Here is a 12,271-nt window from a genome sequence, read left to right on the forward strand (position 1 = left end):
TGTCCCCGCATGGCACCGCTGAGAACCCGCGGCGGTGCAAGTGGCGTACGTGGGCTAAGCGGCTTCGCCGCTTCAAAAACAAGAACAAAGACGGACACTGCGCAAACCACCTGGAACGGTCTCCAGGGGGCTCGTGCTCGTCACTCGCCGTCGGCGAGGGTGACCGCGCGGCAGGCCAGGTGCAGGGCCAGGCGTTCGTCGCGGTGGCTGAGGTCGACCGCGAGGAGGCGTTCGATGCGGTCGATGCGCGCCGCGACGGTGTTGCGGTGGACGCCGAGCACCGCGGCGGTCTCCGCGATCGACGACTCCGCGTCCAGGTAGGTCGCCAGGGTGTGGATCAGGTCGCCGGGCTGGCCGCGCAGCGGTGCGATGAGCGTGCGCGCGGCGGGTTCGAAGGTGTCCGTGCGGGTCCACTCCAGCAGCAGCTGCGCCATGCCGAGTTGGTCGACGTGCAGGAACCGGCCCGACTCGGGCCTGGCCTTGGCCATCCGGGCGGCATCGGTGGCCTCGGCGATCGTGGTGGCCAGTCCGTCCGCCTGCGGGTGCGGGCCGCCCACCCCCATGTGCAGGTCCATGGTGCGCTGCAGTTCGTGGTGGGCGGTGCGCAGTTGCGCGGCCAGTGCCCGCACCTGGTCGGCCGTCGGTTCCTGGTCGTAGGTCACCCACCCGGTCCAGCCGTCGCCGTGCTCGACCACCACCGCTTCGCTGCCATCGGGGCGCAGCGCGCGTTCGACTTCCGGGGTGCGCGCGACGGTGTCCACTGCGGACTGGGTACCGATGCGGATACCGATGTGCCAGCCACCGAGCGCCCATCCCGCGTCGGCGGCGCGGCGCCGCAGGTCGGCGGGCGGCTCGTCGTCCAGGCGGAGCAGATCGCCCAGCAATGCGGCGCGGGACCGCGCGTCGCGCTCCAGTTCAAGCCGGTTGGTGAGCAGCCAGCGCTGCACGGCCGCGGCGGCGACCGACAGCGCGGGCGGCACTATGTCCGCGCGGGCCGCGCTGGTGCCGTGCAGTTCGGCGGTCAGCCAAAGCGTCGGCCGTGCTGCGTCGGGCAGCAGCACGGGATGTGCGAGCAGCACGTCCCCGCCGAGTTGGATGCGCTGCGGCACCGGTTCGCGCACGCGGACTTCGTTGGTGTGGGGGAGTTTTCCGGCCAGCAGCGCGCCGCTGGCGTCGAGCAGGGCGACCGGTGCGCCGAGGAGACCGTGCACGGTCGTCACGATTTCCTCCGGTGTGTGGATGCGCGGGCCGAGCGTTTCGTGGATGGCCAGCACGAGGTCCGCGCGGTCCAGCGTCGGTGCGGCCAGCAGGAGCCGGGCCGCGATCAGCAGGTCGAGCGGCGGCGCGGTCGCCGCCAGCAGCGGGACGCCGAGCCGGTCGCCGAGCATGCGCGTGGTGTCCAGCAGTCCGCCAGCGGGCAGCAGCACACCGGCGCCGTCGCCGTCAGCGGTCCGGCGCAGCAGCGCATCGATCCGCCAGTCGGTCGTGGGCACCGGCTGCACGACCACCACGAGCTCGCCGACCTCGACCGGCCGGTCCGGGACCATCGGTCGCGCCAGTCGCACGGTGCGGTCGATGTCGCCCGCCAGCACCCGCACCGAGCTGCGCCATTCCGGCAGCGCGAGCAGCCGCCGCACGCTGGTGCTCATCGCTGGTCCGCCTCCAGTTCCGCCTCTCCGCGATTCACAGTTGTGGTCGCGTCCAGCCAATCTCGGCGTTTCATGGTTTCTCGTGGCTGGTTTGCGTCACGTTCCCCTGAGGTGCGGTTCGGGAGGACTGAGGTTGACACGGGGAGTTTCATCGCCGCACCTCCAGCAGGATCGGGTCGCAGTCGATGCCGAAGGCACGTGGTTCCACCACCGGCAGCCGACGCGGGTCCGTCCAGAACTCCACGGCGGGCAGCCGCAGGACGGTGACTTCAACGCCCGGCCGGACGACATCGCAGAGGATCGGCACGCCGGTTCGGCGATCCAACACCGCGAGGACATCCGGTGTGGACGCGACGGGTTCGCCGTCGCACAGCGCGAGCAGGTATTCGTTCTCCATCTCCAGCCGCAGCAACGACCGCGTCCGGTGGTCCAGGACGGTGACGCTACCGCGGGCGAACCCGGTGCGACCGGGCTCGCTGGGACGGCGGGACACCTCGACCACCCGCCCCAGTCCGAGTACCTGGCCGCCGGTGGCCGCGGCGAGCTCATCGGCCTCCGGCCGTTCGCCCAGCGCGAGGGCGCGGCGGCCCAGGGAAAGCGCGGCGCTCACGGTGTCGAGGATCGCGCAGGCCGGTAGTTCCCGCGCCGGGATCGGCGCGAGGGCGAGCACCGCCCAGCCGCCGGAGTTGGCGAGGAAGGCGCGCGCGTTGCGTTCGACCTCAGCCGGGGTGCCTTCGGCCAGCAGCAGCACCTGCCCGCCCGGCTCGGCGAGCACGGCGGGCGCCAGCCCGTTGCCCGCGGCGGCGACGGAGAGCTGGTCGAGGCGCGGCACTCCGCGTCCGGACAGGTCGGCGTCCACCCCGGTCAGGCCGAGCTGCTCGGCTGCGAAGAGGGGGAGGACGCCGTTGAGCCCGCCGACCTCGATGGAGACCACCGCGTCCGCGGCTCGGCCGGTCCACTGCTCCATGGCCGAGACGGCCGCGCCGAACTCCGCCCCGCTGGGCAGCTTCTCGGCGAACACCGCGGTCGCCCCGATCACGCCGATCGGCACCACTTGGGCGTCGGCGGCCAGCTCGCTGGTCGGGATGACGGTCATCGGGTGGCCTGCGGTGAGCCGGTTGCGCAGCAGGGCGGCAGCCGTGACGGTGTCCCCACCGCCGCCGGAGCCGAGCAGGGACACGCCGCGCTCCAAGGAGGCCACGTCCGACAAGCCGATGCGCATGGACCCAGCGTGCCTCATCACCCCAGCTCCACCCCTGGACGGACCCCGTGGGGCGGGTGGCGGTTCCTCGCGAAACCGGCACCCGCCCCCCACGGGACGCGGAGATTCCGCGCGGAATCGCCGCGTCCACCCCCCGCGTGGGCACGCCGCGGACGTGCACGGAGCAGGGACCGCTGCGCGGTCAGGCGAGGTCTTCGACCGGGTGGAAGTCGTAGGGCAGTCCGAAGGCGGCCGGACCGAAGACCGCGAGGGCTTCGGGGGTGCGCATCAGGTCCGGGGTGGAGATGCCGATCACTGTGACCCGTTGGCCGTACCGCAGGGTCTCGGTGGTGATCGGCTCGGCCTGCTCGGCCTCCAGCACGCACACCAGATCCGGCACCACGCACCGCACCTCGCCGTCGACCAGCGCCACCAGGTGCTCGTTCTGGAACTCCAACTCCAGCTTGTGCGCGCCGTCGAAGGACAGCACGGCAGCGTGGCCGCGCGCGAACCCGGCCTCGGTGCGCCGCTCGACGTCCGAGACCTTGCCCCGGAACAGCACCCGCAGGTTCCGGTACAGGGTGTCCTTCAGCGCCTCGCCGAGGTGCGTGAGCGGATCCGCATTGTTCTCGCGGGCCTCGCGGATGGCCTTGCCGACGGTGTGCGCCAGGGTGAGGGTGCGCGGGATCGCGGTGCGCTTGACGTCCGCGCCGCGCATCGAGTACTCGGCGATGTGCGCCACCCCGCCGAGCCGGATGGTGATGCCGCGCGCCAGCCATTCCATCCGCTTGTTGTCCGCACCGGTGTCGATCACCGCGGTCTCGCAGCGTTCCCCGGCCACCGCCATCGGCGAACCGCGCACCCCGTAGACCCCGAAGGTCTCCATCTGCAGTTCGGGGAAGGCCCGGCCCATGCCATCGGCGTCCACCACCGGTAGCCCGGTGCGGGCCGCCACGACCAGCGGGATCATCGAGTTGATGCCGCCGCATTCGATCGGCATGGTCGCGGTCGCCGCGATGCCGAGATGCCGCTCCAGCGCCCGCAGCGCGACGACCGGCTCGTTGCCGCTGGGGATCTTCTCGTGCACCACCGTGGGCGCGCCCATCTGCGCGGTCGGAATCACCAGGGCGTCATCGTCCACTTCGGAGGGATCGAGCACCATGATCGCGCCGAACTCGCGGATCGCCTGCTGCACCAGCAACCGCCCCACGTACGGGTCGCCGCCGCCTCCGGTGCCCAGCACGGCCGCGCCGCGGGCCAGATCGTCGAGGTGGTCCTCGGTCAACTGCCAGCTCACTGCGCAACCCCCACCGGATCGATGTCGTAGCCGAAGTAGCGCGGCCCGGCCAAGGCCAGCCCGGCCGGGCTGTGCCAGCGCGGGTCGGCTGGTGCGGCGATGACCGCGACCCGCTGGCCGAAGCGCAGCGCCTCGGTGGTCACCGCCTCGCCGGATTCCCGGTCCAGCGTGCAGATCAGGTCCGGCACCGACGCCAGCACGGCGCCGTCGCGCTCGGCGACGAGGTGTTCGTTCTGGAACCGCAGCACCAACTCGGTCCCCCCGTCGCCGTCCGTGCCGGTCAGCCGGGCGTCGCCGCGGGCGAAGCCGGACACGGTGCGGCGCGCGACGTCGACGACCTTGCCGGTGAACAGCCGTCGACCGCGCAACCGCGTGACGACCGCGGCCACTGGATCGGTGTGCTCGGCCTGCGCGGTGCGCACCAACCGGCCCAACTCGGCGCACAACGTCAGCGTGCCCGGCACGAGCGATTCGCTGGCCTGCTGCCCGGTCATGGCATAACTGCTGATCATCGCCGAGCAGCCCATGTCGATGGTGGCGCTGCGCGCCAACCGCTCCGCCCAGTGGTTGTCCACTGTGTCCAGAACTCCGCGGTTGCCCTTCTCATCGGCGATGGCCATCGGCGTGGCCGCGACGCCGTACAGCGTGGGCAGCACCATCTGGATCTCCGGGAACGCGCGGCCCATGCCGTCGGCGTCGACCAGCGGCAGGCCGAGCTGCGCCGCGGCGGCGACCGGGATCAGCGAGTTGACGCCACCCGCCTCGGCGCAGGCGATGTGCGTGAGCTCGCGGCCGAGGTAGTGGGCCAGCGTGTGCGCGGCCAGGCCGATCTGTTCGATCGACGGCAGCTTCTCGACCATCACGGTCGGCGCGCCCATCATCGCCACCGGCAGCACGGCGGCGTCCCGCGGCAGTTCGTCCAGCGGCGTCAGGGTGACCGGGCCGTGCTCGTGCAACGACGCGCCGGCCAGCAACCGACCGATGTGCGGGTCACCGCCACCGCCGGTGCCCAGGATGGCGGCGCCGCGCGCGATGTCGTCCAAATCGGACAGTTCGATCCGCCGCATCGTCGCCGTCGTGCGATCGTCACTCATCGCCGCCTCCGAGCTGCAGATCACCGACGGCCTTCGCGCGGATGCGGGTCGCGTTGCCCGGCAGGTACGGGATCGGCACCTCGTCGAAGTCCACGATGTCGACGGTGGACGGACTCGCGCCCGCCGCCACCGCGCGGTCGATCGCCTCCTGCTTGGCCTCGTCGACCACGGAGTCGCGGCGGCCCGGCTCGATCGCGTACACCCGGTCGACCTCGCCGCCGATCTGCGCGATGGCCGCGCCGATGGCGTTGGCCACCGCGTAGTGCTCGGGTCGGCGCACCTCGCCCGCATCGCCCATGCGGTCCGGCAACAGCACCGAGCCGCCGCCGACGGCGACCACCGGCAACGGCTCGGCGGACGTGCGCATCCGCTCCACCGCGTCGGCGGTTTCCGCGGCGATGCGCTCCAGCGTGGCGCGAACGAGCTCCTGGTCCAGGTGCCCGACCGGGCCGGGGTCGCCGATCACGGCGCGCCCGGCGGCCACCGCGATGTCCGTCGCGGTCAGCGTGTCCCCGCCGAACACCAGCGCTTTCGAAGTCAGCTGGTAGCCGACCGAGTCCGGGCCGACGGTCACCGCGGCCGGTTCGCCGCGCACCAGGCTGCCGCCGCCCAGGCCGATGGACAGCACGTCCGGCATCCGGAAGTTGGTGCGGATCCCGGCGATGCTGACCGCGGTGGTCGCCTCGCGCGGGAAACCCTGGTTGAGCACGCCGACATCGGTGGTGGTGCCGCCGACGTCGACCACCGCGCAGGTGTCCAAACCGGACAGCACGGCGGCGCCGCGCATCGAGTTGGTCGGCCCGGACGCGAAGGTCGCCACCGGGTAGCGGCGGGCGAAGTCGACGTCCATCAGCGTGCCGTCGTTCTGGCTGAGGTACAGCGGCGCGGTGATGCCCGCGCCGGTCACCGATGCGGCCAGGCCGTCCACGATGTTGGCCGCCAACTCCCGCAGCGCGGCGTTGATGATCGTGGCGTTCTCCCGCTCCAGCAGGCCGATCCGACCGATCTCGTGGGACAGCGAGATCGCCACGTCGGGCAGCTCGGCGGTGATGAGCTCTGCCGCGCGCTGCTCGAATTCGTGGTTGACCGGGGAGAACACCGAGGTGATCGCGACGCTGCGGATGCCGCTGCGCCCCATGTCGTCGATGGCCTTGCGCAACTCGGTTTCGTCGAGTTCGGCGATGTGCCGACCGTCGAACTCGTGCCCGCCGTGGCACAGGTAGCTGCGCCCGGCAACGGCGTCCACCAGGCGCGGCGGCCAGTCCACCATCGGCGGCAGCGACGCACCGGCGGGCAGGCTCAGCCGCACCGCGGCGGTCGGGGCGAGGCGGCGGGCCTCGATCAGCGCGTTGATGAAGTGCGTGGTGCCGATCATCACCGCGCGCACCTTGGTCGGGTCGAACGCGTGCTGCTGTTGCAGGCCGTCGATCGCCGCGACGATCCCCGAGGTGACATCGGCGGTGGTGCTCATCTTGACCGCGGCGAGCACCGCCCGGCCGTCCAGCAGGACCGCGTCGGTGTTGGTACCGCCGACGTCAATGCCGATACGCAAGTCGAAACTCCTTGTCAGGTCCTGGTCGTGAGTGCGAAAACCGGCTGGAACCGGCTTTCGCACTCACACCCCGACGGAAACCGGGGTTGCGGTCGCGGTGGCGCCGACACCGCGGACGAGGCCGAGCTTGCCCGCGACGACGTAGAGCACGAGCGCGAGTGCCAGCGAGTTGATGCTGGGCAAGCCGATCTCGACGAATCCACCGAGCAGCGCCGAAACCACCCAGATGATCAGCGTCGCGGGCACCCAGTTCGGCGACTCGTCCGGAACCCTGCCGAGTGCGCGCGCCGCCTCCAGCTCGCCCCGCCAGCGCCGCACGATGAAGTACTCGGCGACCATGATCCCGCCGATCGGCGGGAACACCACGCCGAGCACGGACAGGAAGTCGGTGAACTCCTCGAGGATGCCGACCGCGGCCAGCACGCTGCCGATCAGGCCGAACACCGCCGTCGCGACGCCGCGGTTGAGCTTCTTGCCGAAAACCGTGCCGACGAAGTTCACCAGACCGAGCCCGGAGGAGTACAGGTTCCAATCGTTGATCTTCACCGTGCCCGCCACGACCACCAGGATGCCGACCCAGCCGACCGACGACGTGACGATGGTGGTGATCTCGGCGGACCGCACGGCGTGCGCGAGCAGCACACCGGCCAGGCCGATCACGTACTCGCCGAGGGTGATGCCGACCAGCGTCTGCTTGACCACGTCGCCGACGGTGCGGTTGAACCGGGTCATGTCCGGGGTGATCACCGCGCCGGTGATGAACCCACCGGCCACCAGCGTGGTGCCCGCCAGCAGCGACAGCTGCGGACCGGGCGGCGCGGAGGTCAGCAGCGCCCCGACGTCGTGCTGGGTGAGCTCGACGCTGATCGACCAGCCGACCAGGACCAGGAAGGCGGGCACGGTCAGGTAGGCGACCCAGGCCATCGAGCCGAAACCGCGCAGCACGATCGCGGTGACGAGCAGCCCGAACACCAGCGACCAACCCCATTCGGGCAGTCCGCCGACCAGCGAGACCAGGCCCTTGGCGGACACCGCGGACTGGATGCCGAACCAGCCGATCAGGCTGATCGCGATGGCCAGTCCGATCAGCGCTGATCCGGCGCGGCCGAAGCCCGTCCAGCGCGCCAGCATCGAGGTGGACAGGCCCTCGCGGGCACCGATCACGCCGACGAAGATCGCGACGATCTCCAGGATGACCGCGCCCAGGGTCAGCGCCAGGAAGGCGTTCCAGAAGGTCATGCCGAAACCGAGCGTGGCGCCGAGCAGGAATTGGCTGAGCGCGGACACCTGGCCGAACCGCTGGACCGCGACGGTCCACCAGGAGTAGCGAGCGGTGCTGGGCACCCGGGTCAGCGCGTAGTCGTCGACCCCGACGGATGAGGGCATGGCGAGCTCCTTCTGCCGGTTCGGAGTGGGCGTCAATCGCGTACCGTAAGGGCTGGTCAGATCTCGGTCAGTGGGTTATGTGCACAGTGTTACCGCGCTCATGGTGCACTTTGCACAGGCGTTTGTTTCGGGCCGGTGAACCACCCCAGATCAGGCGGCTGCCCAGTGGTGATTCGGTGACGCGCTGAAATGCTGGCCAGCGACGATGTTTCCTTGACTTCTAGCATGATCGAAGTTCTACGTTGCCGTAGTGGAGCACAGCGCAACGCGGTGGATCAAGGATCGGGCCATCCCGCTCACGGCGGTGGACGGGTACGACGACCTGGTGCCGTTGCGCGACAGGTTGCGGGACGCCACGGTCGTGGCTCTCGGGGCCTCCTCGCGAGGCGCCCACGAGCTGGCGGTCGTCGCGTCGCGGCTGATGCGGTTTCTGGTGGTGGAGTTGGGATTTCGCTCGCTCGCCCTGGAGGGCGACGAAGTGGCGAGCAGCCAGCTCGACGAGTACGCGCGGACCGGCCGGGGTGATCCGCGCGAACTGCTGGCCGACGCCCGACCGTTCTTGCGCACCGAGGAGGTCCTCGATGCGGTCGAATGGATCCGCGCCCACAACGAGCAGCACCCAGCCGACCAGGTTCGGCTCGCCCACGCGGATGAGGCGGTGGTACCCGGACGTGATCTGGCGGACATCGAGCGCGGGTTGGCGACGAACACGATTCGCTGGCACGAGCGCACCGGGCACAAGATCGTGTACTGGGGCGGTCTCGCGCACACGGTCAACGGTGCCGCGCGCACCATCTCGCCCGGGGTGGTGGCGTCTCGAAACGGGGGTAGCTACCTGCGAGAACACTTCGGAGCGGGCTACGTCTCGATCGGTCTGACATTCCACAGTGGATCGCCGCTGCACGAGGTACCCGCCCCGCCAGCGGACTTCGCCGAGGCGGTGCTGGCCACGGGGCCGGACGCGTACGTGCTCGACCTGCATGCGGACGCCCCGGCCGACGTGCGGGCCTGGCTCGAAGCGCCAACCAGAACGAGGCTGATCGGCCCGCACTACGACCCGGCGAACGACGCCGACCACAACCTCTCGGGTGCCTCGCTGCGGGACTGGTTCGACCTCGTGGTCCACATCCGGGAGGTGACCTCCGTCCGCCTGGTCTTGTGAGTGCGAAAGCGGGTTGGAGCCCGCTTTCGCACTCACGACCTGCGGGTCCGTCAGCGTGGTTTTTGACGGGGGGACACTGGGATTTCGTACTCGATCTGGTAGCGGGACGCCGCGACGACGATGTCCGCCGTTTCCACCGGGCGATCCGCGGTGTAGTAGGTGCGTTGCAGGACTTGGACGATGCTGCCCTTCGGGACGTTCAGGCGGTGGGCTTCGTCGGCCGAGGCCGGTCGGGCTGAGACCGCTTCCACCGTCCGGTCGACCAGGATGCCGATGTAGGCCATCCGCTCCACGACGCCTTCTCCTGCTTTGGGGCCGGTGTTCGGCAGCGCTACCGGGGTTCCGCCGGTGATCGCCAGCGGCTCCCAACTGGTCGACATCATCGTGCGCTCGCCGCCCGCCATGAACGCGTACTCACTGCGCATCACGCCCTCGCCGACCTCGATGCCCAGTCGCGCCGCGATGTGCGCCGGGGCGGGCATCGTGCTGGACGTCGATTCCCGCTCGCCGGGGATGCGGTCGCCGCTGCGGGTCGCGACGAACGGTGCGCCGTGCACGTGGCCGCTCATCGAGGACCGCTGCACCCGGAGGTGGCCGGTGGTGTGGCGGACGAAGACGCCGCTGCCCGCTCGGCCCTCGACCAGACCTTCGGCCATCAGGATCTGCACCGCCGAGATCGCGACGTTCTGGCCGACCCGGTAGGTGCGGCTGATCTCGGTGCGGGACGGGAGCCGGTCGCCGGGCGCGAGGCCGCCGGAGATGATCCGTTCGCGGAGGTCGTCCGCGACCCGCAGGTAGCCAGCCGGTTCAGCCATCGCGCGCTCCCGTTCCGCTCGCCGTCCGATTCCCCGTCACCATGGGATAAAGTGACCTAATTCACAGTCGAACACCTGATGCATCAGATTATCTCGCCCTGGTCCGCATTGACCACATAGTGGAACGACTCCCTAAAAAGCTGTTGCAGCAGATATCTTTGCCGCAGTGTTCGCCAGGTGGTGGCAGGCCGTGCGAGGTGTTCCGCTCGCGGTTGACACCCCCGAAGCCCACCGGCACCTTAATCGGTTCGTCCGAGTCGCCCCGATCGCCGACCAGGAGTTCTCCCGATGGATCCCCGCGTTTCCGCCCGGCCGACCACCCGCGTGGTGGTGGCGGGGGCCGGGCCCCGCGGGTTGTCGGTGGTCGAACGGCTGGTGGCGCGCGCTGCGGACCGGCGGCTGGACATCGTGCTCACCGACCCGTACCTGAACTCCGGCGGCCGGGTGTGGCGGGCCGACCAGTCCAGCGATTTCCTGATGAACACGATGATTTCGGACAACACGGTGTTTCCGGACTCATCGGTGACCCTGGACGCACCGGTGGGCACCGGCCCGACCTTCGCGGACTGGATCGCGACGACCGGCCGCACCGGAGAACCGGCGCTCGACGAATTCCTCGCCACCGCCACCGATCGGGACTACGCGCCGCGCTCGCTGTACGGCCGCTACCTGCAAGCCGCGCGGCAGCGGGTGCTGGGCGGCGCGCCGGAGAACGTGCGCATCGAATGCCGCGAAACCGAGGTCGTCGGCATTGCCGAGCTCCGCGACGGTTTCGCGGTGACCTTCGCCGACCGAAGCTGCCGCATCGCTTCCGACGTGGTGCTGGCCACCGGCCACCTCGACGCGCCGCCACGGCCGGGCCGTCGCCACATCGGCGCTGGTCACCCCGCCGACTATCCGCTGGACGAGATCGACGCCGGGGCCGAGCTGCTGTTGCGCGGCGCCGGGCTCAACGCCTTCGACGTGATCGCGCGGCTCACTTCGGGCCGTGGCGGCGTCTTCGACGGTTCGGGCCGCTACCGGCCGAGTGGCCGCGAACCGCACATCTGGATCACGTCGCGACGCGGCCTGCCGTTCCACGCGCGCGTCGACACCCCGGATTTCCACCCGCCGGTGGCATTCCTGACTCCCGAGCGGGTCGCGGAACTCTGCGCCGCGCCACGGCTGGACTTCGCGCGCGACGTGCTGCCGCTGCTGATCGCGGATCTGGAACTCGCCTGGTACTCCCGGATCCTGCCGCAGCACGAGGTGCTCGGCCCCCGGCGGCTGGCCGTCCCGGCCGCGCTGCGCCTCGACTTGGACGCCCTGCTCGATCCGCTCGGCGGGCGCAGCTTCGCCGACCTCGCCGAGCTGCGCGCCTGGTGGGCGGACTACCTGGACCGCGACCACCGCGAAGCGACCGCACCGCAACCGTCGCCGCAGGCCGCGCTGATCGCCGCGATCCGGCACGCCCGTCCGGCCTTGCGCAAGATCATCACCGCCGGGAACCTGACCGGTGACTCCTACCGCCGCGACGTCCTCGGCATGCTCAACCGCTGGGCGAACTTCCTCTCCGGCGGCCCGCCAGCGCTGCGGATCAAGCAGCTGCGCGGGCTGCTGGCGGCCGGGGTCGTCGATCTGCTCGGCCCGCTCAAGGATGTCCAGCGGTTCGAGTCCGCGCTGGTGCCGGGCCTGCACGTCAGCCCGGATCACGTGGTGGACGCCTGGATTCCGCCGATCGACGTCACCACGCCCGGTCCGGGGCTGCTGCGCACCCTGCTCGCCGACGGCCTGGCCCGGCCGCACCGGCTCGTCGCGGAACGCCCCGGCCACCCGCCGATCCCGACGGGGGCGCTGGACGTGCGGCCGAGCGACGGCCGGGTCCGCCGCCCCGACGGCCGGGTGCACCGCGGGCTGTTCGCCGCCGGGATTCCGCTGGAGGGCGTGCGGTGGACCACCGCGATCGGGGCGCGACCGGGCACCGACGCCGACTTCTTCCACGAGACCGATGCGATCGCCGCCGCGATCCTCAACACCGCCTTGGACGCATTCACCACTCGGGAGGCTGTATGAGCCACAATCCCTTTCCTGCTCATGCGGCCGACCGGGTGCGGGTGTCCCGCAAGACACTGGGAG

At 70.9% G+C, this 12,271-nt stretch carries 9 protein-coding genes; 2 read left to right on the forward strand and 7 right to left on the reverse strand.

Annotation, left to right across the window (positions count from 1 at the left end):
• Window positions 1–140: 140 nt before the first annotated feature.
• The 6 genes from MOQ72_RS42775 to MOQ72_RS42800 all read right to left on the reverse strand — a co-directional run bounded on the left by MOQ72_RS42775 (window position 141) and on the right by MOQ72_RS42800 (window position 8,179).
• The gene (locus MOQ72_RS42775) at window positions 141–1,649 is read right to left on the reverse strand and encodes a PucR family transcriptional regulator (RefSeq protein WP_242191786.1); all 1,509 of its coding nucleotides are present in this window, start codon (window positions 1,647–1,649) and stop codon (window positions 141–143) included.
• A gap of 148 nt (window positions 1,650–1,797) precedes the next feature.
• Window positions 1,798–2,871: a DUF917 domain-containing protein gene (locus MOQ72_RS42780; protein WP_242191787.1), complete on the reverse strand. Its 1,074-nt coding sequence runs from the start codon at window positions 2,869–2,871 to the stop codon at window positions 1,798–1,800.
• Between the two features lie 181 nt (window positions 2,872–3,052).
• Complete coding sequence (locus tag MOQ72_RS42785; protein WP_242191788.1) at window positions 3,053–4,147, reverse strand: S-methyl thiohydantoin desulfurase family protein; 1,095 nt, start codon at window positions 4,145–4,147, stop codon at window positions 3,053–3,055.
• Entirely contained in the window at window positions 4,144–5,241 is a 1,098-nt protein-coding gene (locus MOQ72_RS42790; protein ID WP_242191789.1) for an S-methyl thiohydantoin desulfurase family protein, read from the reverse strand. The genes MOQ72_RS42785 and MOQ72_RS42790 overlap by 4 nt, the downstream gene beginning before the upstream one ends.
• On the reverse strand, window positions 5,234–6,793 hold the full coding sequence (locus MOQ72_RS42795) for a hydantoinase/oxoprolinase N-terminal domain-containing protein (RefSeq protein ID WP_242191790.1): 1,560 nt from the start codon (window positions 6,791–6,793) through the stop codon (window positions 5,234–5,236). The genes MOQ72_RS42790 and MOQ72_RS42795 overlap by 8 nt, the downstream gene beginning before the upstream one ends.
• 63 nt (window positions 6,794–6,856) lie before the next feature.
• Window positions 6,857–8,179, reverse strand: coding sequence for a purine-cytosine permease family protein (locus MOQ72_RS42800; RefSeq protein ID WP_242191791.1), 1,323 nt, complete (start codon window positions 8,177–8,179; stop codon window positions 6,857–6,859).
• A gap of 250 nt (window positions 8,180–8,429) precedes the next feature.
• Between MOQ72_RS42800 and MOQ72_RS42805 the strand changes: the two genes are divergently transcribed.
• Complete coding sequence (locus tag MOQ72_RS42805) at window positions 8,430–9,341, forward strand: erythromycin esterase family protein (protein ID WP_242191792.1); 912 nt, start codon at window positions 8,430–8,432, stop codon at window positions 9,339–9,341.
• 50 nt (window positions 9,342–9,391) lie between these two features.
• On the opposite strand, the gene MOQ72_RS42810 is transcribed toward MOQ72_RS42805, so the two are convergent.
• Window positions 9,392–10,156 carry a GntR family transcriptional regulator gene (locus MOQ72_RS42810; protein ID WP_242191793.1) on the reverse strand — a complete coding sequence of 255 codons (765 nt, stop codon included), beginning with the start codon at window positions 10,154–10,156 and terminating at the stop codon, window positions 9,392–9,394.
• Between the two features lie 288 nt (window positions 10,157–10,444).
• Here MOQ72_RS42810 and MOQ72_RS45045 point away from each other — a divergent pair, with 288 nt between their 5' ends.
• Window positions 10,445–12,208, forward strand: a complete 1,764-nt coding sequence (locus MOQ72_RS45045; RefSeq protein WP_277955515.1) for an FAD/NAD(P)-binding protein — start codon at window positions 10,445–10,447, stop codon at window positions 12,206–12,208.
• The last annotated feature ends 63 nt before the right edge of the window (window positions 12,209–12,271 follow it).

This window comes from Saccharopolyspora soli, assembly GCF_022678645.1.
GTDB lineage: Bacteria > Actinomycetota > Actinomycetes > Mycobacteriales > Pseudonocardiaceae > Saccharopolyspora > Saccharopolyspora soli.